This window comes from Roseburia sp. OM04-10BH (assembly GCF_003462605.1).
GTDB classification, from domain to species: domain Bacteria; phylum Bacillota; class Clostridia; order Lachnospirales; family Lachnospiraceae; genus Roseburia_C; species Roseburia_C amylophila.
Window position 1 is genome coordinate 61,256 of record NZ_QTZI01000011.1, and the last position, 25,786, is coordinate 87,041.

Sequence of the window (25,786 nt, forward strand, 5' to 3'; positions counted from 1 at the left end):
AGCGGAGGAATAGATATGAATTTATTTTCTGGATTGGAAAAATTCGGAATAAAGGCAACTGACAGTGCAGACCTTTATGCCGATGAGAAAGTAGCAGAAAAGAAAACAAAAGAAAAAGTAGAAACAGCTGTAGTACAGCCAAAGGAAGAGGATTTCCTTTTAGATAAGACCGTGCGCTGCCCGGTATGTGATAAAGAATTTAAGACGAAAATGGTAAAAGCCGGTAAGGTGAAGCGATTGGAGCCGGATGCAGATTTGAGACCGAGACAGCAGTATGTGGATTCTTTGAAATATGATGTGGCATCCTGCCCGAATTGCGGATATACTTCACTGAATCGTTATTTTGAACATATTACCATGGGTCAGATTAAATTGATTAAGGAACAGATTAGCCGGAATTTTCATCCGCAGGCACCATCTGACGATGCAACATGGGATTATGATAAGGCAATTGAAATGCATAAGTTATCCCTGTTTAATTCGATGGTAAAGAAAGCGAGAACCAGTGAAAAAGCATATAACTGTCTGATTCTTGCATGGTTGCTTCGCACCAAAGCAGAGGAATTAGAGACTGCCGGTAAAAAAGAAGAGGCAGCAGCCTGCAGACAGGAAGAGGAATCTTTCTATAAAGAGGCCTATGATGGCATGATGAAGGCAGTAAGTACAGAGATGTTCCCGATTTGTGGAATGGATCAGAGTACTATGGATTATCTTCTTGCAAATATGGCATTCCATTATAAGCAGTATGATATAACATCAAAATGCTTAAGCCGTGTTTTGAGTTCCGCAAGTGCAAATCGTAAGATTAAGGATAAATCCTTGGAATTAAAAGAAATTATTTTAAAAGAGCTTAAGAAAAACCGATAGGTGGATAACGGGATGAAGGAATTGTGGATTGATTTACAGCCGGATTCTCCACACGCACTTTATGAGCAGATTTACGAATATATTCGTAAGGATATAGCAGACGGTAAGATTTCCCCGGGGGAAAAATTACCGTCTACTCGTTTTATGGCCAAAAATCTGCAAATCAGCAGGAGTACCGTGGAACTGGCATATGAACAGCTTACAGCAGAGGGTTATATTGAACCAAAACCCTGTGCAGGCTATTTTGTATGCGATATCAGCATGCTGTATCAGCTGAGCCGTGGACAGGAAAAGCCAGAAGAGGGAAGACTCATGGAGCGGCAGAAAAAGCAGTATGAAATCAGTTTTTCTCCATATGAGATTGACCGGAAGCATTTTCCCTATGGAATATGGTATCGGATGCATAAGAGTGTAGTGCCGGAGGATAACCCGGATTTATTGCTTTCGGGAAATCCAAAGGGAGAACTGAATCTTAGAACGGCAATCAGCCGCTATCTCTATCAGGCGAGAGGGGTAGTCTGCGATGAAAAACAGATTCTTCTTGGTGCCGGTAATGAGTATCTTCTGTTATTGTTAGCTCAGATTATGGGGCGGGATAAGAAAGTGGCAATGGAGAATTATACTTATTTGCAGGCATATTATACTTTCTGTAATATGGGATATCGGGTGCTGGCAGAAGAAATTGATGAAGATGGAATTTGTATGGAGGCTATCCGGAAAGAAAATCCGGATATGGTTTATGTCATGCCATCCCATCAGTTCCCGTTGGGAAATGTCATGCCGCTGCGAAGAAGGCTGGAACTTTTACAGTGGGCGTCTGAAGGAGAAGAACGTTATATCATAGAAGATGACCACGATAGTGAGTTCCGTTATAAAGGAAAGCCGATTCCGGCTTTGTGGGGAAATGATACCGGAGAGCATGTGATTTATATAGGAACTTTTTCAAAAAGTATTGCACCTTCTCTTCGAATCAGTTTTATGGTACTGCCCCATTCCCTGATGGAGCGGTACCACAGTTCCTGTGGTTTCTATGCCTGTACGGTGCCGCGGAACAGTCAGGAAGTATTGTGCCATTTTATGGAAGAAGGGCATTTTGAACGGCATCTGAACCGTATGCGTAATAACTATAAGAATAAGCATGATACTTTTATGCGTCTTTTAAAGCAGGAAGACTGGGTCTGCCGCATTTACGGTGATAATGCCGGCCTGCATGTATTGGTAGAACTGGATGTGACGTGGAAGGAAGAAGAAGTGGTAGAGCAGGCGAGAGAGCAGCATATTGAAATTCATGGACTGGGTGAATATGTGATTCAAAGGCCAAAGGAAAAGAAAGTTCCGACACTGGTGCTTGGATATGGTAATCTGACAGAAGATGAAATGGAACAGGGTCTTGCTGTATTAAGAGAGATTCTGGATAAATAAAAAAGACATTACATATCGGCGGCTGTCGAATGTAATGCCTTTTTTACATTCTATATTGCGTTAGAAAATTCTATTTCTGGTTATTTTTTTCTAATTCCTGCATTTTCATAGCACGAACTTTTAATGGAAGACCAAACAGTGTGATGAATCCATCTGCATCATGGTGATCATAAAGGTCTCCGGTTGTAAAGCTTGCCAGTGACTCACTGTAGAGAGAGTATGGAGAAGTTGTTCCGGCTTTGATGATGTTTCCTTTGTAGAGCTTGAATTTTACTTCACCGGTTACATATTCCTGGGTAGACTCAACGAATGCCTGAACTGCTTCACGTAAAGGTGTGAACCATTTTCCTTCGTAAACAATCTGAGCCATACGATTGCCCATATCTTTTTTTACATCCATAGTAGCACGGTCTAATACGAGTTCCTCTAACTGACGATGTGCTTCCATCAGGATAGTTCCGCCAGGAGTTTCATATACACCACGGGATTTCATACCAACAACACGGTTTTCTACGATATCGATGATACCAATTCCATGTTTGCCGCCTAAACGGTTTAATTCACGGATGATATCGGAAACTTTCATTTTCTTTCCATTAACAGCAGTAGGAACACCTTTTTCAAAGGTCATGGTTACGTATTCACCCTCATCCGGAGCTTTTTCCGGAGAAACACCAAGAACTAAAAGGTGGTCATAGTTTGGCTCATTTGCAGGATCCTCTAACTCAAGACCTTCGTGGCTGATGTGCCATAAGTTACGGTCACGGCTGTAGCTCTGGTCAGTAGAGAATGGAAGATGAATGCCATGTGCTTTGCAGTATTCAATTTCGGATTCACGGGAATCCATTTTCCATTTGTCATCACGCCAAGGAGCAATAATTTTAATATCAGGAGCAAGTGCTTTGATAGAAAGCTCGAAACGAATCTGGTCATTTCCCTTACCGGTTGCACCGTGGCAGATAGCAACAGCATTTTCTTTTCGTGCAATTTCAACTAATTTCTTGGCAATACCAGGACGAGCCATAGAAGTTCCTAAGAGATATTTGTTCTCATATACGGCATCTGCCTGAACACATGGAACAATATAGTCATCACAGAATTCATCTGTAATATCTTCAATATATAATTTGGTTGCACCGGATAATTTTGCTCTTTCATCAAGACCATCCAGCTCTTCACCCTGTCCGCAGTCAACGCAGCAGCAGATTACTTCATAATCATAATTTTCTTTTAACCATGGGATGATAGCGGTTGTATCAAGTCCACCAGAGTACGCTAAAACAACTTTTTCTTTCATAATAATAGGTATCCTTTCTTCAGATGTTTTTTAACTAGGACTAATATACAACAAAAAAATTAAATACGCAAGCGAAAAAATATACATAATATACTTATAAAAATGCATAATTATATACAAAGGGTACATATTTATGTATAAAAAACGGATAATATATTAATAAAAGAAGACTTATAGAATCACAAATTAACTGAAAAAGCGTGAAAACAGAAAATAATACTTGCATAATGTATAAAACGAATGTATAATTATGCACTGTAAATGGCATGCAGATTTCGTGTGTGCCATAATCTTAAGAAGAAAGAAGATGTAAAAATGATTAAAGCAGGAATTATCGGAGCAACCGGATATGCAGGAGCAGAACTGGTAAGGATTCTTATGAGACATCCTTCCGTAGAGATTAAGTGGTATGGCTCCAGAAGTTATATAGATAAGAAGTATGCAGATGTTTATCGTAATATGTTTGAAATCGTAGAGGATACCTGTCTCGATGATAATATAGAAGAGCTGGCAAAGCAGGTAGATGTTATCTTTACAGCAACACCGCAGGGTTTCCTTGGCTCTGTATTGAATGAGAAGATTTTATCCGAGACAAAGGTAATTGATTTGAGCGCAGATTACCGTATTAAAGATGTGGCTACTTATGAAAAATGGTATAAAATTGAGCATAAGAGTCCACAGTTTATTGAAGAAGCCGTTTACGGACTTTGCGAAATCAATCGTGAAAAGGTGAAAAATGCAAGACTGGTAGCCAACCCGGGATGCTATACCACATGTTCTATTTTAACCGCATATCCGTTGGTAAAAGAGGGACTGATTGATGCCAATACATTGATTGTGGATGCAAAGAGCGGTACTTCCGGTGCAGGACGTGGAGCAAAGGTCAATAATCTGTTCTGTGAAGTAAATGAAAATATGAAGGCATATGGCGTGGCAACCCACAGACACACACCGGAAATTGAAGAACAGTTAGGTTATGCAGCCGGAAAAGAGATTACCATCAGCTTTACACCACATCTTGTTCCGATGAACCGTGGTATCTTAGCAACAGAGTACGCATCACTGGTAAAGAAAGCAGACGGAAGTTATCCATCCAAAGAAGAGATTCGTGCAGCTTATGAAAAATATTATAAGAACGAGAAATTCGTCAGGGTATTAGAGGATGGTGTGTGCCCGGAAACCAAATGGGTAGAAGGAAGCAACTATGTAGATGTGAACTTTGTAGTAGATGAGCGTACCGGAAGAGTGATTATGATGGGTGCGCTGGATAATCTGGTAAAAGGAGCAGCCGGTCAGGCGGTTCAGAATATGAATTTATTATTTGGATTAAAGGAATCGGAAGGTCTCGAACTGGTACCGATGTTCCCGTAAGCAGGAGAGAATATGGCAGAAGCTACATATATATTAAGAACAATGAAAGAAGACGATTTTAATGAAGTCCATGCACTCTGGATGAGTATTCACGGATTTGGTATCCGGAGCATTGATGATTCGGAAGAAAATGTGAAACGTTTTATCCGAAGAAATCCGGACACCAGTATTGTGGCATGTATGGATGGAAAAATCGTAGGAGCTATTCTTTGCGGACAGGATGGAAGAAGAGGATGCTTTTATCATGTATGCGTCCATGAGGATTACCGGAAACATGGTATTGGAAAAGCAATGGCAATGATGGCAATGGAAGCATTGAAAAAAGAGGGCATCAACAAAGTAAATCTGGTGGCATTTACCAGTAATGAGCTGGGCAATGGATTCTGGAAGAATATGGGCTGGACATTCCGGAAGGATATGAATTATTATGAATTTGATTTGAATCCAGAAAATGTAACTGTATTTAATCCATAAATAAATTTGGAAAGCAGACAGCTTAAGATAAAAGACAGAGGAAAGCAGGACAGGAGGCATATTATGAAAAAAGTAGAAGGCGGCGTTACCGCAGCAGAAGGTTTTCAGGCTGCATCCACAGCAGCAGGTATTAAGTATAAAGACAGAACAGATATGGCAATGATTTATTCCACAGAGCCATGTGCAGTTGCCGGAACATTTACCACGAATGTCGTAAAGGCAGCACCGGTAAAATGGGATAAGGACATTGTAAAGAACAGTGCATTTGCACAGGCAGTTGTAGTAAATGCCGGAATTGCCAATGCATGTACCGGAACAGAAGGATTAGGATATTGCAAAGATACCGCAAAGAAAACTTCAGAGTTAATGGATATTCCGGAGGATGCAGTTCTTGTGGCATCCACAGGAGTAATTGGAAAGCAGCTTCCGATTGACCGTATCTGTGCCGGTGTGGAACAGATGAGTAAAAAATTAAGTGGTGATTTAACTAGTGGACATAATGCAGCACTTGCCATTATGACAACAGATACCCATGAGAAAGAGGCTGCAGTGGAGGTAGAGCTTTCCGGTAAGAAGGTTACCATCGGTGGAATGTGTAAAGGCTCTGGCATGATTCATCCGAATATGTGTACCATGTTAAGCTTTATCACAACAGATGCGGCAATTTCAAAAGAAATGTTGCAGGAAGCACTGAGCAGTACCGTAACAGATACTTATAACATGATTTCCGTAGATGGAGATACTTCCACCAACGACACCTGCCTGGTACTGGCAAATGGCCTTGCAGGCAATGAAAAAATCAAAGAGAAGAATGAAGATTACGAAATATTCTGTGAAGCACTTTATTATGTCAATGAAGCACTGGCTAAGATGATGGCAGGAGATGGCGAAGGCGCAACTGCTTTATTTGAAGTAAAAGTAGTGCATGCGGCATCCAAAGAAGATGCGGTTATCTTAAGCAAATCCGTAGTAACATCAAGCCTTACCAAGGCTGCAATCTTTGGACATGATGCTAACTGGGGAAGAATCCTATGTGCATTGGGCTATTCCGGCGTGGAATTTGATCCGGAGCAGGTTGACCTTTACTTTGAAAGTGCAGCCGGCAAGCTGATGATTATCAAAGATGGTGTTGCCGTAGATTATTCCGAGGAAGAGGCAACTAAGATTTTATCTGAAAAAGAAGTAACTGCCATTGCAGATATGAAGATGGGTGAAGCCTGTGCAACAGCATGGGGCTGTGATTTGACCTATGATTATATTAAAATAAATGCAGATTATCGTTCTTAAAAAAGATTTGATTGAAAAAATATATGAAAAAAGATTTTTTAAGAAAAGGAAAGAGGATTGGTCAGATGGAAGAAAACAGTATGCAGGAAATATTGAAAAAAGCTGAGGTATTAATTGAGGCATTGCCATATATCCAGCGTTTCAACCGCAAAATTATCGTAGTAAAATACGGCGGAAGTGCAATGGTAGATGAAGAGTTAAAGCAGAGCGTTATCCAGGATGTAACTCTTTTAAAACTGGTTGGTTTCAAACCGATTATCGTTCATGGTGGCGGTAAGGAAATCAGCAAATGGGTTGCAAAAGCCGGAATGGAGCCGGAATTTATCAATGGACTTCGTAAAACCGATGCACCTACCATGGAAATTGCAGAGATGGTTCTTGGAAAAGTCAATAAATCACTGGTTCAGATGGTAGAAAAGCTTGGCGTGAACGCAGTAGGTATCAGCGGTAAAGATGGTGGACTGCTGAAGGTAAATAAGAAATTATCCAATGGACAGGATATCGGGTATGTGGGTGAAGTTAAGGAAGTAAATCCAAAGATTTTATATGATCTTCTCGAAAAAGATTTCCTGCCGATTATCTGCCCGGTAGGTCTTGATGATAATTATGATACTTACAATATCAATGCAGACGATGCAGCGTGTGCAATTGCCCGTGCCGTACAGGCAGAAAAACTTGCATTTCTTACAGATATTGAAGGTGTATACAAAGATCCGGATGATAAATCTACACTGATTTCCGAACTTAAGATTTCAGATGCACACAAGCTGATTGAAGATGGTTATATTGGCGGCGGAATGCTTCCAAAATTAAATAACTGTATCGATGCCATTGAAAATGGTGTGTCCAGAGTACATATCTTAGATGGTAGAATTGCACATTGTCTGTTACTGGAAATCTTTACAAACCGAGGAATCGGAACAGCAATTTTAGGAGATGCGGAGGAAAAGTTTTATCATGAATAAACAGGAATATATGGATTGTGAAGATAAAGCATTATTACATACTTATAATCGTTTCCCTCTGGTATTAGATCATGGTGAGGGCGTATATCTTTATGATACCGATGGAAAGAAGTATCTTGATTTTGCGGCAGGTATTGCAGTAGAAGCGTTAGGATACAGCAATGAAGCGTATAAGCAGGCATTAAAAGACCAGATTGATAAAATTACACATACTTCAAATCTTTATTATAATGTCCCGATTATGGAAGCTGCAGAGAAATTCTTAAAAGTTTCCAAAATGGACAGGGTTTTCTTCACCAACAGTGGAGCAGAAGCCATTGAGGGAGCAATTAAGGCAGCAAAAAAATATGCCTATACCAGAGATGGTCATGCAGACCATGAGATTATAGCCATGAACCATTCCTTCCATGGAAGAACCCTGGGTGCATTATCTGTAACCGGAAATGCCCATTACAGAGAACCGTTTGAGCCACTCTGCGGTGGTGTGAAATTTGCTGATTTTAATGATGTTGAAAGTGTAAAAGCTCAGGTAACAGAAAAAACATGTGCCATTATCTTTGAAACCGTGCAGGGAGAGGGTGGAATTTATCCGGCAGAGGAATCCTTTATGAAAGAGATTTCAGCACTCTGCAAAGAGAAAGATATTCTTCTTATTTTAGATGAAATCCAGTGTGGAATGGGAAGAACCGGAGAAATGTTTGCATGGCAGCATTATGGAATCAAACCGGATATTATGACCAGTGCCAAGGCATTGGGCTGTGGAGTGCCGGTAGGAGCTTTTGCCATGACAGAACGTGTGGCAGAGAAATCCTTGGCACCGGGTGACCATGGAACCACATATGGAGGTAATCCGTTTGTCGGAGCAGCGGTCAGTAAGGTAATGGACTTATTTGAAGAATTAAAGCTTACAGACCATGTAAAAGAAATCGCAGTTTATCTGGAAAGCGAACTGGATAAGCTGGTAGAAGAATATGATTTTATTACAGCCCGCCGTGGTATGGGACTGATGCAGGGGCTTGTAAGCACAAAACCAGTTGGAACCATCGCAGCAGAAGCATTAAAAGAAGGTTTAATTATTATAACAGCCGGCGCAGATGTAATCCGTATGGTGCCGCCACTTGTGATTGAAAAAGAGCATGTGGATGAAATGATAACGAAACTGAAAAACGTACTGGATCGTATGTAGGCAGGGTATATGAAAAAGAAAACAAAGGAAATCATAGAAACAACAACGCTGGCAGTGGGAGTTATCCTGCTGTCAGCGGCTGCTTTTTACAGCAGCAAAGAAACAGGGAAAACAGAGTTAAAAACAGACAGAAAAGAGCAGATAACATCTGAGCAGGAAACAAAAGAAGCATATGAAGCAGCACAAAAGGAGCTATCCTTTTGGTACAGCGATGCAGACTGCAGGAATTATTTTGAACAGTGTGCAGTGGATTATTATGCCAAAACCGGTATCGCAGTGGGAATCCGTTATGTAGATGAGGAATCTTATCTTGAACAGATTTATGATGCAACGATGACGGAAGAAGACTATCCGGATTTGTATCTTGCCTGGAATGATGCAAAAGACAAGGCGTATTTATATGGTGTTGCAACGGAAGAAGAATACCCATTGTTTTTTGATACACTGGTGATGGTATATCAGAAAGAGAATTTCCTGGAAGCACCGGAGAGTATTTCGGAAATTTTAGACTATGGACAGAATAACCTTTTAGGAGAAGGTGTAGGAAATCTGTTGGAATGGAATGTGGCAGATGGATTTTATGATTATCCATTTGTGGGGACTGAAGTGGAATGGAATGAGACGGACTATACCCTTTTGACGACATATGGAGAAAAATATAATGATGAATTAACTTTCTTTAAAAACCTTTCAGAAACTGTGGGGATTGATACGGATGAAATTGACAGAAATCAGGTGGTGGAGAATTTTAATCAGGGAGCATCTTTGTGTGCAATCATTGATTCTGATGATTTAAATAAGATGACAGCAGAAAATTATGGCGTTTGCGGGCTGCCGATGTTAGACGATACCACACCGATGCAGGGGGTTGCCAGAACGGGGATCCTTTTGGTAAATGAATTTTCGGGGGAAAAAGATATGGCGTCTGATTTTGCTGCTTTTATAGAAAAAGAAGAAGTGGATACCCTGCATGCAATGACTGGTCATATTTCTACAGATGAAGGTGCCAGCAGGGATGAAGCAGAACAGGCAGCTTTTATGCAGTATCAGAACAGCCAGCTGGTACCGGATGCTGCAAATGCAGGTGAGTTCTGGTCAGAATTTACAAGGCAGATGAAGGCATTGTGGAATGGTGGAAGCCTGCCACAGGAATAATTTGAAAATACTACTTGTATAAAGGGCAAATTTTCGTTAAAATAGAAAACAGTAAGCATTAGGGGACTTTCTTGCATAACAGAATTTATGTAAGGGAGTGATACGGATGAAAAAAGTCGGGTTATTAGCTCTGGCTTTATATTGTGGGATTATATATACGGCATGTGGAAAAGAAGATACCGTATATTTTGAGCCGGATACGCAAATGGAGAGTGAAGAGGTTACAGAAGCTGTCTTATGCCCGCCGGCTTCTTGTTATGTATATGTCTGTGGTGAGGTAGTGCACCCGGGAGTATATGAAGTGGAAGATGGAGCCAGAATCTGCGATGTATTAGAACTGGCAGGAGGTTTAAAGGATGCTGCAGCAAAAGAGGCACTCAATCAGGCAGAACCGGTTGTTGACGGACAGATGATAAAGGTGCCGGATCAGGAAACTTACCTTTTGCAGCAGACAGGGAGTGCTGATTCGGCAGCAGAGCCGGAGGATGGCAGAATCAATCTGAATACTGCATCAAAGGAACAGCTTATGACACTTTCCGGAATTGGAGAATCAAAAGCTGAGACAATTATTTCTTACCGGGAAAAGAATGGCGCATTTCAGACCATTGAAGATTTAATGAATATTCCCGGAATTAAAAATGGCGTTTTTGAAAAAATAAAAGATAATATAATGGTTAACTGAGGTGTAAAATGGCAAAAAAAGTTCTGGTTGTGGACGACGAAAAATTAATAGTGAAAGGAATCCGTTTTTCATTGGAACAGGATGGAATGGAAGTAACCTGTGCGTATGATGGTGAAGAGGCACTGCATCTGGCACAGGAGAATAAGTTTGATATGATTTTACTGGATATCATGCTTCCGAAGATGGATGGATTTGAAGTGTGTCAGGCAATCCGGGAGTTTTCTAATATGCCAATCGTCATGCTGACAGCAAAAGGCGATGATATGGATAAAATCTTAGGACTGGAATATGGTGCAGATGATTATATCACCAAGCCGTTTAATATTCTTGAGGTGAAAGCCAGAATCAAAGCAATTATGCGAAGAACTGCTGCCAGTGAACCGAAGGAAGAAAATTCCAAAGTGATAGAGAGCGGCGATTTAAAATTAGACTGTGAGAGCCGCAGACTGTTTGTCCAGGGAAGAGAGATTAATCTGACAGCCAAGGAATTTGACTTGTTAGAGCTTCTTGTTATGAATCCGAATAAGGTATACAGCCGTGAGAATCTGCTGAATCTGGTATGGGGTTATGAATATCCGGGCGATGTCAGAACGGTGGATGTTCATGTGCGTAGACTGCGTGAGAAGATTGAACCGAATCCGAGTGAGCCAAAATATGTGCATACGAAATGGGGTGTAGGTTATTTCTATCAGAAATAACAGCGATATAGCAGAGGATGAAGGTACAGACTTATGAATAGAAAAAAAGGTATTCGCAATTTTTTGAAAAGCATGAAATTCCGGCTGATTTGTCTTTTTATGCTGATTGGTATTTTGACCGGAATTTTAATCCGGACCGGAATTTTAACTGCGTATGAGAAACATGCGGTTTCTAACCGGAGTGTAGATGTAATTGGTCAGGCAAAGATTCTTGCAAACCAGATGGTCTCCACAGATTATATCAATGGAGCGGAGTCGGAAAGCATCACTTCACAGCTGCAGCAGATGTCACGTGTTTATGATGGAAGAATTCTTGTGATAGATTCTTCTTTTCATATTATAAAAGATACTTATGATCTGGATACCGATAAAACAATTATTTCAGAAGAAGTCATAAAGTCATTCCGCGGTGAGGATTCTATGAATTATGATGTGGATAATCATTATGTGGAAATGACGATTCCGCTGACTACAGATAACGTAGAGTCAGGGGAGAAGAGTATTATCGGAGTGCTTCTTATCAGTGTTTCGACAGATAGTATTCTTGCCAATCTGGAATATATGAGAAATGCTGCATTAGTGCTTCAGATTTTCGGGGCAGTTTTTCTGTTTGCAGTCAGCGTATTTTTATCCGTTCGTCTGACAAACCCGTTGAAGAATATGGCATCCTCTATTGCTGAGATTCAGAATGGATATGGAACCAGTGATGGGGAGCTGATGATTAAGGATTATTCTGAAACAGTTCAGATTTCGGAAAAATTTAATAAACTTTATAGCAGAATGAAGATGCTGGATGACTCCAGACAGGAATTTGTGTCCAATGTGTCCCATGAGCTGAAAACACCGCTTACTTCTATGAAGGTACTGGCAGACTCACTGAATGGACAGGAAGATGTTCCGGTAGAACTGTATCGTGAATTTATGTTAGACATTGGAAATGAAATTGAACGTGAAAATAAAATTATTAATGATTTGCTCTCGCTGGTTAAGATGGACAAGTCTGCATCAGATTTGAATATCACGTCAGTTAACATCAATGAGATGCTGGATTTAATTTTAAAGAGATTAAAACCGATTGCGGAAAAACAGCATGTAGATCTGGTGTTGGAAAGTTTCCGGCCTGTTACAGCAGAAATTGATGAGGTAAAGCTGACGCTTGCCATTACCAATCTGGTGGAAAATGCAATCAAATACAATAAGGAAGACGGTTGGGTACATGTGTCCCTGAATGCAGATTATCAGTATTTCTATCTTAAGGTAGAGGATTCCGGCATCGGTATTCCGGAGGATTCCTTAGAGCATATTTATGAAAGATTCTATCGCGTAGACAAGTCCCATTCCAGAGAAATAGGTGGAACCGGACTTGGACTTGCCATTACAAGAAATGCAATATTAATGCACCGTGGTGCAATTAAGGTATTTAGTACAGAGGGTGAGGGAACGCTCTTTACTGTGCGGATTCCGCTGAATTACATTGCCTAGGAGGTCTGGCATGAAGAAAATTGCAGGATGGCTGAGTTTTATCCTTCTGGTATCGCTGTTCACAGGGTGTGGCAGACAGGAGACAGATGACCCGGCGTATTATATTTATTATCTGAATAAAGAAAAAACAAAAGTGGTAGAGCAGCCATATGATTTAAAAGAGGGCAAGACAGAGGACATGATATCCACTCTTTTAGATGCGTTGTGCACCAATACGGATAGCGTGGAGTATCAGAAACCGGTTCCTGGTGATGTTACAATTACAGACTGGTCACTGGAAAGCAATCAGCTGTTTCTTTACTTTAATGATAATTATTCCAAAATGCAGTCTACGGATGAGGTGTTGTGCCGGGCAGCAGTGGTAAAGACACTGGTACAGCTTCCGGATGTAAAATATGTATCTTTTTATGTGGGAGATGCACCGTTGGCAGACAGCCGGGATAATGTAATCGGACTGATGACAGAAGAAAGCTTTGTTGAGAATCCGGGAAAACAGATTAATTCCATTCAGACAACAACATTACATTTATATTATGCAAATGCTGATGGAAACGGACTGGTAGAATGCGAAAAAGAAGTACAGTACAGCAGTAACATTTCCTTGGAAAAACTGATTATGGAGAATCTTTTAAAGGGACCGGATGATAAGAATTTGAAAGCACCACTTCCGGAAGGAACAAATCTTGTCAATGTTACGACAACCAATGGAACCTGCTATGTTACATTAGATGAGGCGTTCCTGAATCAGAATTATGAAATACAGGAGCCAATTGTCATTTATTCTATTGTAGACTCTTTATCGGAGATTTCAACCATCAGTAAGGTGCAGATTTCTGTAAACGGAAAGACCAGCGGTGTTTACCGGGATAGTTTTGCATTAGACCAGCTTTATGAACGGAACCTTGACTATGTGGTAAGTGCAGATGAGAATGAGACGGTATCTACAGAAGCACAAACAGAAGAGACACCTTAGGAGAAGGTCTTAAGAAGAAGTATCTTATAAGTAACATATCTTATAAGCAGCATATTAAGAAGAAACATCTTAGAAAAATATTTAGGAGGGGTTATATCGAAATTATAAAACGCCCCTTATGCTATGGAACGATATTGTTCCTGTGTGGCATTATTGTCTGCCTGTCTGTTCCGACGGTCATAAAAGTTATCCTTATCAGCTTTGTGGCAGGGTGTCAGATGTATCTGCTGTATGCCCTGCGGCAAAGAAAACGGAGGGTATACCGGTTTACAGCAGTACTTGGAATAGGATTTTTTCTGCTGGGAATTGCAAGAATCTGGTATATGCAGCAGCAAAGCTATACCATTGAGACGATTTTAAAAGAGCAGGAGACCAGCCTTTCTGTAGAAACAGATGCTTCCAGAGGCTGGCAGACGGAAAATGAAAAGACAATTTTACAGGGGAAGATAGAGAAAAAAGAACGAAAAAACAATCAGACAAGATTATATCTTAATCATGTTTTCTTACGGATTGGAGATAAAACCTATAAAACCAATTCTGTCCTGGTTCGACTGAAGCAAGAACCATCTGACCAATCGTGTCGTATTGGAACAACCATTGTATTAGAAGGAAATATCCGACAACTGAATCGCGCTGCCAATGATGGTAATTATGATGAATTTCAATATTATCACAGTCTGAATATGGATTATCATTTTGATGCCGAAAGGATTTGTGGCGAATATGGAAGAGAAGATGTACTGGCAGAGAAATTATTCATGATAAAAGAAAAATTAAAAGAAAATTATATAAATAATTTATCGGAAAGAAATGCTGGGATTCTTGGAACAATGCTTTTAGGAGATAAAGAACTTTTGGAAAAGGAGGTTTCAACAGTCTTTCAACAGGCAGGAGCCAGCCATGTGCTGGTAATCAGTGGAATGCATATTTCCTGCATTGGACTGTTCTGTTATGGACTTCTTAGAAAAAAAGGAAATTCTCTTTGTGCCTGTACGGCAGCAGTTGTATTTTTGTTCTGTTATGTGAAAATGACCGGAATGGGAATATCTGCTATCCGGGCATGGATTATGTTTGCACTTCTTATGGCAGCCAAGCTGTCCGGGCGAAGCTATGATAGCAGAACCGCTCTTTCTGTGGCAGTGCTGGTGCTTTTATGGAAAAACCCGTATCTGGTTGAAAATGCAGGACTCCAGTTTTCGGTAGCTGCAATTCTTGGTGTGGTAGTAGTGGCAAAATGTATTGGACAGTTGTTTCCAAGGGAGCAAAAACAGCAAACACAGGAACGGAAAACAGGCGATAAGGCGGCAAATAAAATACGGGAAAAATGGAAACGGCAAATCCGGCAGAACTTTTTAGTTTCGCTTTCCGTTCAACTTACAACACTTCCACTGGTGGCATACTATTATTATGAAGTGCCGGTCTATGCTTTGATTCTGAATCTACTGATAGTTTCCTTGTTAAGCGCAGTTTTAATAAACGGGATAGCTGCAACATTGCTCATGTGTATGGAAAAAATTGTTGTAGGAAGGCTGTTTGCGGGACCGGTAATCATGATGTTGGAATTATTGCTGGACGGAATTTATGTTGGAGTCAGCTGGTGCAGCCGGCTCCCGGGAGCTACGAAGATAGTAGGACAGTGGCCGATACAGCGCATCATATTCTATTATCTGATGCTTGCAGCCACCTGCTTGCTGATAAAAAAACGGACAAAGAAAAGCGGAAACAGAGATGGGAATAGAAATACAAATATACTCCTTAGAAAGTTTCCGATTGTTTTGATTGGAAGCGTGGTGTTACTTCTGGTTCTTCGCCCGGTAAAGAGTAATCATCTTATGGCAGTTCTTGATGTGGGGCAGGGAGATGGCATCTATGTACGACTGGGGGAAGATACCAATCTTTTTCTGGATGGCGGAAGCACTGATGTGTCTAAGGTGGGAACGTATCGGATTTTGCCATTTCTAAAAAGCAATGGAATCACAAAGATAGATTATTGGTTTATAAGCCATTATGACGAAGACCATGTGAACGGATTGTTAGAAGTTCTTGAGACGGAGTATTCTGTTGAAAATATTATATTGCCTGGAAAACAGCCGGATGTAAAGAATTATCAGAGCATATGTGCACTGGCAGAGCGGAGAAACATTCCCATCGTATATATGAAAGAAGGAGATTGCATAAGAAGTGGCGAGGATACCATAAGCTGCCTCCTTCCGGACGGAGAGTATCAGGCAGAGGATGAGAATGGAAAATCCATGATATTGCTCTATCAGACGAAATATATTTCCGGGATATTTACCGGAGATGCCGGAGAAGCAGAAGAAAATTGGCTCTTAGAAAAGCAGCGGTTGTGGAAAGTAGATTTTCTTAAAGTAGGACATCATGGCTCAAAGTATTCCTCGACAGAAAAATTTTTAAAAGCACTTTCGCCGGAACTGGCATTGATTTCCTGTGGGGAAAACAACCGATATGGACACCCTCATCAGGAGACCATAAATCGATTAAAAGAAGCTTCGGCAGAAATTTTTGATACGATGGAAGGCGGTCAGATTTCGCTGGAAGAGGAAAAGGGAAGGATCACAATTCAAAGCTTTCGGTAAGTATGCTTTGATAAAGAAGTAAAAATATAGTATAATATCCTTTATGAAAACAATAGATAATGACATTAAAATGGGACAATTAAAAAACGTATATCTTTTATATGGAACGGAAGACTATCTGAAACGGCAGTATCGTGATAAGCTAAAACATGCACTGGTAGAGCCGGATGATACGATGAATTTTTCAGCATATGAGGGAAAGGATATTAATCCAAAGGAACTGATTGATTTATCGGAGACACTGCCATTCTTTAAAGAAAAGCGTATGATTCTGGTGGAAAACAGTGGCTTCTTTAAAAACAGCTGTGATGACCTGGCAGAATATATGAGCCAGGTGCCGGAATCCACCTGCTTTGTTTTTGTGGAAGAAGAAGTGGATAAGCGTTCCAAATTATTTAAAGCGGCATCCAGGGCTGGAAGTGCCGTAGAATTTGAGACCCCGAAGGAAGATATGCTGATCCGCTGGATACTGGGCAGAATCCAGCGGGAAGGGAAGAAAATTACCCAGTCTGTGATGCAGCTTTTCCTGTCAAAGACCGGTTCCGATATGGAAAATATTGATAAGGAATTAGAAAAGCTTATCTGTTATACATTGGATAAGACAGAGATTTCTGCGGCAGATGTAGAGGCAATCTGTACCGGACAGACGGAAAATAAAATCTTTGAAATGATTGATGCCATCTCTGCCAAGAATCAGAAGAAGGCTTTGGACTTATATTACGATTTACTGGCATTAAAGGAAGCACCCATGCGGATTTTATTCCTGATTGCAAGACAGTTCCAGAATCTGCTTTTGATAAAAAGCATGTCAGCAAAAGGATATCCTGCTGTCAGTATTGCAAAGACTGCAGGGATGCCAAGCTTTGCAGTGCAGAAGAATCTTCGGCAGGCAGGAGCTTTTAAAATAAATCAGTTAAAGGAAGCAATTGAAGACTGCGGACAGGCAGAAGAGGATGTCAAGACGGGAAGAATGGCAGACCAGTTAGCCGTAGAACTTCTGATTGTAAAATACAGTGCATAAAAAAAGAACGTTTCGAATGACGGTACGAAACGTTCTTTTTTATAATCGTTTATAATCTATGCTCTTCCGGCAATTATGCCATTTTGTTCACAGCTTTGTTTAAGCGTGAAATCTTTCTGGAAGAAGTGTTCTTGTGATAAACACCCTTAGTAGCAGCTTTGTTGATTTCAGATGTTGCAGCAACTAATGCAGCAGCAGCAGCCTCTTTATCGTTTGCAGCGATTGCAGCGTCTACTTTCTTAATAGATGTTTTAACTTTTGATCTAATAGCTTTGTTTCTATCAGCTTTGGTCTGATTTACAAGAATTCTTTTCTTAGCAGATTTAATGTTAGCCAACCTGTACACCTCCAATATGATTGTTTTATTGTTTTTGGTTGTTTCATTAAAGCCGGACACGGACGTTCTAATGTAAACATACTATGTTAGTTTATCCCACATATTTGCATCTGTCAATACATATTTGGAGAAAAAATGTAAAAAATAATAAAGAAAATTTATTTGGAAAAATTGTTTACAGGAAGTGAAGCTATGTTTCAGATAAGAACAGACCTCGCATTAGAGACGAGAGAAAAATTTGATGAAGATCATATTGAAGTAAAGGGAGTACGGGTGGATGAGGAGAGAATTTCACCGGAAATCATGATTACAAGAGTGTTCATTGACACAGAAAACGGAGCAAAGGCAATGAAAAAACCGAAGGGAACCTATATTACCATTGAGGCTTCGGACATGATGGAAGAAGATGAGGATTATCACAGAGAAGTGTCCGGGCAGCTGGCAAAAGTGATTGAAACCATGCTGCCGGGGAAAAAAGAAGAACTCAAGATATTGGTAGTGGGTCTTGGTAACCGGGAAGTGACACCGGATGCATTAGGACCTTATGTAGTAGATAATATGATGATTACCAGACACATTATCAAGGAATATGGACAATATGCCTTTGGAAATAAGGCAACGAGCCAGATAAGCGGAATTGTGCCGGGCGTAATGGCACAGACCGGTATGGAATCAGGAGAGATTGTCCGTGGAGTCATTGAAGAGACGAAACCGGATATTGTAATTGTGGTGGATGCACTGGCAGCCCGCAGCGTGAAGCGTCTGAACCGTACCATCCAGATTACGGATACCGGAATCAATCCCGGTTCCGGTGTGGGCAATCACAGGCACGCCATTAATAAAGAAAGCATGGGAATTCCGGTAATTGCCATAGGAATTCCTACCGTAGTAGATGCCGCAACGATAGTTTCGGATACTATGAGTGACTTAATCGGAGCCATGCGGGAGTCAGCGCAGCTAAAAAGTGTGGGAAATGGGCTGGCAGGTCTGGATGAAATTGAAAAGCATGAGCTGGCAAGAGAACTTTTATCTCCACATTTGAATGCAATGTTTGTAACACCAAAAGATATTGATGAAGCGGTAAAAAGGCTGAGCTATACCATATCAGAGGGACTGAATCTGGCATTCTCCCGGTTCTAAAGGGACAGAAGCTGCATAGAATATAGTGTTTGCTATGGCAGAACAGGAGGTGCTGGCAGCATGAGAGTCTATGGGCAAAGATATCAGGGAAAAACGGAACTGGTCAGGAAACGAAAAAAATGGTACAGGCAGTCTGCTATTGCACTTTTTCTGTTGTATGCATTTTTTCTTATGGTGAAAGCGGGAACCGGAAGGGAAACACTGGCAAAACGTTTTTTTTCCTATATACAAAATGAGATATCCATGTCCATGACCAGACAGTATATTCCGACTGTTGCCTATATGGCAGAGGGCAGGCAGGAACAGACACTGAGTGATTTTTTGCTGGAAAAAGTGACAGACCAGATACCACTTATCGGATATGCAGATACCATAAGGACTTATGAAACGACAATTGAGAGCAGCCTTTCAGAAGAAGAGATTGTTGCACTGGAAGGAAAGGATGAAGCGGAAGTAGAGGCCAGACAGATGGCGGAGGCAGCCAGCAGAGAGAATCAGGACTGCATAGTGGCAGAAATGGAGCAGGAAAATACGCAGGCAGGAGCAGATGCGGCAGCAGAAGCGGCAGAGCAGCCGGCAGCCCCGGATAATACAGCAGTCAGTTCTCAGCCGTTGGTGGAGATTCCAAGAGAAAAATTAAATGATTTTGATTATCTGATTCAGAATTTTTATCAGGTGGACAATACAACAACCATCAATAGCAGTCAGTTAAATGCAGAAGAATTGTTAAATATGGATTTAACCATAAAAACGCCGGCAGACCAGCCACAGATTCTGATTTACCATACCCATTCCCAGGAAATGTTTGCAGATTCCGACCCAAATGATGTAATGACGGGCGTTATGGGAACAGGGGAATATCTTACCAGCCTGTTACAGGAAAAATATGGATTTCAGGTCATGCATCATATGGGACAGTATGATGTGGGAGACAGAGATCACGCCTATGCCAATGCGGAGGGGCCCATTGAGCAGCTGTTAGCAGAGAATCCGAGCATAGAAGTGGTAATAGATTTACATCGTGATGCAGTGGATAAGCATATGGTGCGGGAGGTAAACGGGGTGCAGATGGCACCGATTATGTTCTTTAACGGACTGAGCCGGACAAAAGCGCTGGGAGATATTTCTTATCTCAATAATCCAAACCTTACCGGGAATCTTGCTTTTTCCCTGCAGATGCAGATTGCAGCGGCAGAGTATTATCCGAATCTTACCCGCCCGATTTATTTAAAAGGATACCGGTATAATATGCATTTTAAAGAGAAATATCTTTTGATCGAAATGGGTTCCTATACCAACACGCAGGAGGAGGCACGCAATGCCATGGTTCCACTGGCAGACCTTTTGAACAGAGTGTTGCATGGAGAAAATTAGAAAAATATTTCGTAATGAAAATGTAATAACTTTTTCGGAAAAACACATTGAAATCACTTGCATTTCTTATATAATAAAAGAGATGCGTAAAATAAAACGAAAGATATGGAGTTATCATGGAATTTTCAAGCTTAGAATTTTTATTTCGGTTTTTACCGATTTTTCTTATTATATATTATCTGGTACCGGTAAAGTATAAAAATCCGGTACTTTTCTTTGGCAGTCTGGTATTTTATGCCATGGGAAGCTGGAAGGATGCACTTCTTTTACTGTTTTCCATGAGTCTGAACTATATTCTGGTATTACTGATGGATCATATAAGAAGGAAGAGCAGCAGAAATACCATGCTTGTGATTTTGCTTTGCTATAATATCGGATTATTGTGTATATTTAAATATACAAGATTGTCGCTTCCACTTGGAATCAGCTTTTATACTTTTACCATGCTTTCCTATGTGCTGGATGTCTATAAGAAGAAAACAGCAGCGTTGAGGGATTATCTGGAGTATGGAACTTATATCCTTTTGTTCCCAAAGCTGATATCCGGACCGATTGCCCAGTTTGCCGATATGGCAGGGCAGTTAAAGAAACATCCAATCCGTCTGGAGAAAATCGAACATGGTCTGACTCTTTTTATCATAGGATTGGGATATAAAGTAATTATTGCAAATCATCTGGCAATTCTCTGGCGAGATATTCAGGGCATTGGCTTTGAGAGTATTTCCACACCGTTAGCGTGGATGGGAGCATTCGGTTATTCTGCACAGTTATTCTTTGATTTCCAGGGATATTCCCTGATGGCAATCGGAATCGGAGAGATGCTTGGATTTGATTTGCCGAAGAACTTTGACCATCCGTATCGTTCCAGGACAGTGTCTGAGTTTTACCGCCGGTGGCACATTACACTGGGAAGATGGTTCCGTGATTATTTATATATTCCGTTGGGAGGCAACCGGAAGGGAAATGCATGGACATTTTTCAATCTGCTGATTGTCTGGGTTGTAACCGGAATGTGGCATGGTTCTACCATTAATTTTCCATTATGGGGCTTGATTTTATTTGTATTTATTGCGTTGGAACGATTTGTAATCAGAAATTTTTTAGAGAAACATGGATGGCTGGCACACCTTTACATCTGGTTTGTAATCCCTCTGACCTGGGTCGTGTTTGCAATTACGAAGTTATCTGATTTGAAAGTATATTTTGCAAGACTGTTCCCGTTCTTTGGAACCGGAATCGCAGTCAATGCAGGCGATTATCTGAAATACGGCAGAACCTATGGAGTGTTTTTCCTATTGGCATTCGTGGTATCACTTCCTTTTATGGATAAGATATTAAAAAAATGCTGGAAGAAGTGGTGGATGAAAGCAATTTTGTTTGTTGTATTATGGATTTGTATTTATCAGATTGCAAATGGACTGAACAATCCGTTTATGTATTTTAGTTTTTAATGGGAGGCTGCCATGAAGAAATGGAAGAAATGTCCGCTTCTTATTGTTACGGCAATCAGTATGCTGCTGGTAAGCGGTGTCGCCTTAGCCGGAACAAAGGGCGCATATAAAGAATATAATAAGGACTGGCCGAAGGTTCCGGCGGTGGCTGGCATGATGCAGGCATCCAAAGAGGGCATTCTGCCATGGGATAAGGCAGAACCGGAGGAGGATTTGGAAAGCGTATATGCTGACAAAGAGGAGCCGGCAACGGAAGAAGCAACAGAAGCAGTTGCAGATACGGAGGCAGAAGCGGATAAGACTTATACTTTTACCGATGTAACCCAGGATTATTTTGATGATGCAGTATTTATCGGAGATTCCAGAACCGTTGGCTTAAGAGACTATGGCGGCTGGGATAATGCAACTTATTATGCCAGTATCGGACTTACGGTCTATGATATGTTTGATACGCCGATTGTCGAGGAAAACGGCGCGAAGATTACCATTGAAGAAGCATTAAGCAAGCATCAGTTTGGTAAAGTCTATCTGATGATTGGAATCAACGAAATGGGAACCGGTACAGTAGACAGCTTTATGAAAAAATATGAAGAAGCTGTCAATCATATCCGGGAATTACAGCCGGATGCACTGATTTTCTTACAGGGCATTATGTATGTAAAACAGGAAAAGTCAGAAACCGACCCGATTTTTAACAATCCGGCAATCAAAGAACGGAATGACAGAATTGCAATGCTTGCAAATAATCGCGATATATTTTATATTGATGTAAACGAAGTAGTGACTGACGAAACAGGAAATCTGAATCCGGAATATACTTATGATGAGATTCACCTGCTGGGAAAATATTATTCCCTGTGGACGGATTTCCTTTTGAAACATGGAATAAAGAAGGAGTAAATATATGTCAATCGACCAGAGTAAGATTCGTAATTTTTGTATCATTGCCCATATTGACCACGGTAAATCAACCCTTGCAGACCGTATTATCGAAATGACAGGGCTTCTGACCAGCCGCGAAATGCAGGCGCAGGTTTTAGATAATATGGATTTGGAGCGGGAACGTGGAATTACCATTAAGTCCCAGGCAGTCCGTATTATATATCATGCCAAAGATGGAGAAGAATATATTTTCAATCTGATTGATACACCGGGACATGTGGACTTTACCTATGAAGTATCAAGAAGTCTTGCTGCCTGTGACGGTGCAGTGCTGGTAGTAGATGCGGCACAGGGGATTGAGGCACAGACCCTTGCCAATGTATATCTGGCATTAGACCATGATCTGGAAGTGATTCCAGTCATTAATAAAATTGATCTGCCGAGTGCAAGGCCGGAAGAAGTAGTAGAAGAAATTGAAGATGTGATTGGAATTGAGGCACAGGATGCACCACGGATTTCTGCCAAAACAGGGTTGAATGTGGAAGAAGTATTAGAGCAGATTGTGCATAAATTACCGGCACCCAAAGGGGATGCCAAAGCGCCTCTTCAGGCGTTGATTTTTGATTCTGTGTATGATGCTTATAAAGGTGTTATTGTATTCTGCAGAATCCGGGAAGGTTCCGTAAAACCGGGGACAACCATCCGCATGATGGCAACCGGAGCAGAGGCAGATGTAGTAGAAGTAGGATATTTCGGAGCCGGACAGTTCATTCCATGTGATGAGTTAGAAGCCGGAATGGTAGGTTATATTACTGCCAGCCTTAAGAATGTGAAAGAAACCCGTGTGGGTGATACCATAACAGAAGCAAAGCGTCCTTGTGATGCACCATTGCCGGGATATAAGAAAGTTAATCCGATGGTGTACTGTGGATTATATCCAACAGATGGAGCCAAATATCCGGATCTTCGTGACGCTTTGGAAAAATTACAGTTAAATGATGCAGCCTTACAGTTTGAACCGGAGACTTCCATTGCATTGGGCTTTGGTTTCCGCTGTGGTTTCTTGGGACTGCTTCATTTGGAGGTAATTCAGGAGCGGTTAGAGAGAGAATTTAATCTTGATTTAGTAACGACAGCACCAGGCGTTGTATACCGGGTACATAAGACTGATGGTACCATGATAGAATTGACAAACCCATCCAATCTTCCGGATCCATCCGAAATCGAATATATGGAAGAGCCGATGGTTGCAGCAGAAATTATGGTGACATCCGAATATGTAGGTGCCATTATGGATTTGTGCCAGGAACGCCGTGGTATCTATAAGAGTATGGAATATATTGAGCAGACCCGTGCAGTTATTAAATATGACCTTCCGTTAAATGAAATTATTTATGATTTCTTTGATGCATTGAAATCCCGTTCCAAAGGATATGCGTCCTTTGATTATGAGATGAAGGGTTATGAGCAGTCAGAGCTTGTGAAACTGGATATTCTTATTAATAAAGAAGAAGTGGATGCTCTTTCCTTTATTGTATTTAAGGATACCGCCTATGAGCGTGGAAGAAAGATGTGTGAGAAGTTAAAGGAAGAGATTCCGAGACATTTATTTGAAATCCCGATTCAGGCAGCCGTTGGAAGCAAGGTAATTGCCCGTGAGACAGTAAAAGCAATGCGAAAAGATGTGCTGGCAAAATGTTACGGCGGTGACATCAGCCGTAAGCGTAAACTGTTAGAGAAACAGAAGGAAGGTAAGAAACGTATGCGTCAGGTGGGAAATGTAGAGATTCCACAGGAAGCATTTATGAGTGTACTGAAGTTAGATGAGAAATAGATGACAGGAGAACATAGATGGAACTTTATGTGCATATTCCTTTTTGTGTAAGAAAATGTGAATATTGTGATTTCTTATCAGCACCTGCGGACGAGCGGTTACAAAACCGCTACGTGGGTGCTCTTTTGCATGAAATCAGATATTACGGACAGACAATGGGACGTCCGGTTCTTTCTACTATATATATAGGGGGCGGAACACCGTCTCTTTTAGCACCGGAATATATCGCACTTCTTTTAAAACAGATTCAGGTAAGCTTTGAGGTGGAAGCAGATGCAGAGACTACCATAGAATGTAATCCCGGAACTTTAAATGAGGAAAAACTTCTTACCTATAAAGAAGCAGGCATTAACCGTCTCAGCATAGGGTTACAGTCTGCCTTTGATGATGAATTAAAGATATTAGGAAGAATCCATACTTACCGGCAGTTCTTGGAGAATTATGAATGTGCCAGAAGATGTGGATTTGAAAATATCAACGTTGATTTGATGAGTGCCCTGCCTTATCAGAGTACGGAGAAATTTGTCACCAGCTTAAAGCGTGTCATAGCATTAAAACCGGAGCATATTTCAGCCTATTCCCTGATTATCGAAAAGGGAACACCATTTTATGAAAAATACAAATTCGAGGCAGTGCTCCGGGAAGCCGGAAAGCCGACAGAGCATCTGCCATCTGAAGAGACGGAGTATGAAATTTATAAAAAGACTCAGGAGATTCTTGCAGAGGCAGGTTATGGGCATTATGAAGTATCCAATTATGCAAAGCAGGGGAAAGAGGCAAGGCATAATATCGGATACTGGAAGCGGGTACCGTATCTTGGGGTAGGACTTGGGGCAGCTTCCCTGATTGGAGAAGTACGCTACAGTAATATAAGAGAGATTGAAGCGTATATCAAAGCATGTGGTAATATTTCGGCGAAGGAAATAGATGGAGTACCGGCATTGAATCTCCATGAGAGTGCAGATGCAATCAGCCGCCATGCCCAGATGGAAGAATTCATGTTTTTAGGCCTGCGTATGTTAAAGGGAGTTACAAGAACAGAATTCAAAGAGACTTTTGGCGTGGAAATAGAAGCAGTATATGGCGAAGTCTTAAACCAGCTTCAGGAAGAGGACTTAATCGAGAAAAAAGCCGGTGTAATAAAGCTCAGCGACCACGGCATGGACATCAGTAACTATGTACTCGCCCAGTTTTTACTGGATTAAGTAGTGCGGTGTTGAACAGCATTGAATCAGAACAAATCTAAAGAAACTATAAAATTATAAAATGCTGTTGACAAAAAAAAAGAATG

Annotated in this window: 22 protein-coding genes; 20 read left to right on the forward strand and 2 right to left on the reverse strand. The window is 41.0% G+C overall.

The genetic code is table 11. From position 1 onward, the window contains the following. The first annotated feature begins 15 nt into the window (after positions 1-15). On the forward strand, positions 16-867 hold the full coding sequence (locus DXB43_RS11630; RefSeq protein ID WP_117947633.1) for a DUF2225 domain-containing protein: 852 nt from the start codon (positions 16-18) through the stop codon (positions 865-867). A gap of 12 nt (positions 868-879) precedes the next feature. Next, positions 880-2,289, forward strand: coding sequence for a MocR-like pyridoxine biosynthesis transcription factor PdxR (pdxR, locus tag DXB43_RS11635; RefSeq protein WP_117947634.1), 1,410 nt, complete (start codon positions 880-882; stop codon positions 2,287-2,289). Between the two features lie 70 nt (positions 2,290-2,359). Here the strand turns inward: pdxR and DXB43_RS11640 are convergent, their stop codons facing one another. After that, complete coding sequence (locus DXB43_RS11640; protein ID WP_022243105.1) at positions 2,360-3,586, reverse strand: argininosuccinate synthase; 1,227 nt, start codon at positions 3,584-3,586, stop codon at positions 2,360-2,362. 315 nt (positions 3,587-3,901) lie between these two features. Here DXB43_RS11640 and argC point away from each other — a divergent pair, with 315 nt between their 5' ends. The 12 genes from argC to holA all read left to right on the forward strand — a co-directional run bounded on the left by argC (position 3,902) and on the right by holA (position 17,477). After that, positions 3,902-4,957: an N-acetyl-gamma-glutamyl-phosphate reductase gene (gene argC / locus DXB43_RS11645; RefSeq protein ID WP_117947660.1), complete on the forward strand. Its 1,056-nt coding sequence runs from the start codon at positions 3,902-3,904 to the stop codon at positions 4,955-4,957. Between the two features lie 12 nt (positions 4,958-4,969). Then, positions 4,970-5,431, forward strand: coding sequence for a GNAT family N-acetyltransferase (locus DXB43_RS11650; RefSeq protein ID WP_117696967.1), 462 nt, complete (start codon positions 4,970-4,972; stop codon positions 5,429-5,431). Between the two features lie 63 nt (positions 5,432-5,494). Beyond that, positions 5,495-6,718 (forward strand): bifunctional glutamate N-acetyltransferase/amino-acid acetyltransferase ArgJ, encoded by a 1,224-nt coding sequence (argJ, locus tag DXB43_RS11655; RefSeq protein WP_117947635.1) that lies wholly within the window; start codon positions 5,495-5,497, stop codon positions 6,716-6,718. A 65-nt stretch (positions 6,719-6,783) separates the two neighbouring features. Continuing rightward, positions 6,784-7,683: an acetylglutamate kinase gene (gene argB / locus DXB43_RS11660; protein ID WP_022243101.1), complete on the forward strand. Its 900-nt coding sequence runs from the start codon at positions 6,784-6,786 to the stop codon at positions 7,681-7,683. Continuing rightward, positions 7,676-8,869: an aspartate aminotransferase family protein gene (locus tag DXB43_RS11665; protein ID WP_117947636.1), complete on the forward strand. Its 1,194-nt coding sequence runs from the start codon at positions 7,676-7,678 to the stop codon at positions 8,867-8,869. The genes argB and DXB43_RS11665 overlap by 8 nt, the downstream gene beginning before the upstream one ends. Before the next feature lie 9 nt (positions 8,870-8,878). After that, the gene (locus DXB43_RS11670) at positions 8,879-10,024 is read left to right on the forward strand and encodes a hypothetical protein (RefSeq protein ID WP_117947637.1); all 1,146 of its coding nucleotides are present in this window, start codon (positions 8,879-8,881) and stop codon (positions 10,022-10,024) included. A gap of 106 nt (positions 10,025-10,130) precedes the next feature. After that, the gene (locus DXB43_RS11675) at positions 10,131-10,706 is read left to right on the forward strand and encodes a ComEA family DNA-binding protein (RefSeq protein ID WP_117947638.1); all 576 of its coding nucleotides are present in this window, start codon (positions 10,131-10,133) and stop codon (positions 10,704-10,706) included. Between the two features lie 8 nt (positions 10,707-10,714). Next, positions 10,715-11,404, forward strand: coding sequence for a response regulator transcription factor (locus DXB43_RS11680; protein WP_022243097.1), 690 nt, complete (start codon positions 10,715-10,717; stop codon positions 11,402-11,404). Between the two features lie 33 nt (positions 11,405-11,437). Further along, the gene (locus DXB43_RS11685) at positions 11,438-12,886 is read left to right on the forward strand and encodes a sensor histidine kinase (protein WP_117696977.1); all 1,449 of its coding nucleotides are present in this window, start codon (positions 11,438-11,440) and stop codon (positions 12,884-12,886) included. A 10-nt stretch (positions 12,887-12,896) separates the two neighbouring features. Continuing rightward, positions 12,897-13,859 carry a GerMN domain-containing protein gene (locus tag DXB43_RS11690; RefSeq protein ID WP_117947639.1) on the forward strand — a complete coding sequence of 321 codons (963 nt, stop codon included), beginning with the start codon at positions 12,897-12,899 and terminating at the stop codon, positions 13,857-13,859. 203 nt (positions 13,860-14,062) lie between these two features. Then, entirely contained in the window at positions 14,063-16,456 is a 2,394-nt protein-coding gene (locus tag DXB43_RS11695) for a DNA internalization-related competence protein ComEC/Rec2 (protein WP_278308567.1), read from the forward strand. Positions 16,457-16,499: 43 nt separating this feature from the next. Then, a complete protein-coding gene (holA, locus tag DXB43_RS11700; RefSeq protein ID WP_022243093.1) occupies positions 16,500-17,477 on the forward strand; it encodes a DNA polymerase III subunit delta in 978 nt (325 codons plus the stop codon). 73 nt (positions 17,478-17,550) lie between these two features. Here the strand turns inward: holA and rpsT are convergent, their stop codons facing one another. Next, positions 17,551-17,814 carry a 30S ribosomal protein S20 gene (gene rpsT, locus DXB43_RS11705; protein WP_022243092.1) on the reverse strand — a complete coding sequence of 88 codons (264 nt, stop codon included), beginning with the start codon at positions 17,812-17,814 and terminating at the stop codon, positions 17,551-17,553. A 192-nt stretch (positions 17,815-18,006) separates the two neighbouring features. Here rpsT and gpr point away from each other — a divergent pair, with 192 nt between their 5' ends. The 6 genes from gpr (at position 18,007) to hemW (ending at position 25,700) form a co-directional block, all read left to right on the forward strand. Further along, positions 18,007-18,954: a GPR endopeptidase gene (gene gpr / locus DXB43_RS11710; protein WP_022243091.1), complete on the forward strand. Its 948-nt coding sequence runs from the start codon at positions 18,007-18,009 to the stop codon at positions 18,952-18,954. 60 nt (positions 18,955-19,014) lie between these two features. Beyond that, on the forward strand, positions 19,015-20,328 hold the full coding sequence (locus DXB43_RS11715; protein ID WP_243006678.1) for a stage II sporulation protein P: 1,314 nt from the start codon (positions 19,015-19,017) through the stop codon (positions 20,326-20,328). A gap of 116 nt (positions 20,329-20,444) precedes the next feature. Continuing rightward, positions 20,445-21,779, forward strand: coding sequence for an MBOAT family O-acyltransferase (locus tag DXB43_RS11720; RefSeq protein WP_117947641.1), 1,335 nt, complete (start codon positions 20,445-20,447; stop codon positions 21,777-21,779). Positions 21,780-21,791: 12 nt separating this feature from the next. Further along, positions 21,792-22,679 carry a GDSL-type esterase/lipase family protein gene (locus DXB43_RS11725; protein ID WP_117947642.1) on the forward strand — a complete coding sequence of 296 codons (888 nt, stop codon included), beginning with the start codon at positions 21,792-21,794 and terminating at the stop codon, positions 22,677-22,679. 4 nt (positions 22,680-22,683) lie between these two features. Then, positions 22,684-24,495, forward strand: coding sequence for a translation elongation factor 4 (gene lepA, locus DXB43_RS11730; RefSeq protein WP_022243087.1), 1,812 nt, complete (start codon positions 22,684-22,686; stop codon positions 24,493-24,495). Between the two features lie 17 nt (positions 24,496-24,512). Beyond that, complete coding sequence (hemW, locus tag DXB43_RS11735) at positions 24,513-25,700, forward strand: radical SAM family heme chaperone HemW (RefSeq protein ID WP_117947643.1); 1,188 nt, start codon at positions 24,513-24,515, stop codon at positions 25,698-25,700. Positions 25,701-25,786: the final 86 nt, after the last annotated feature.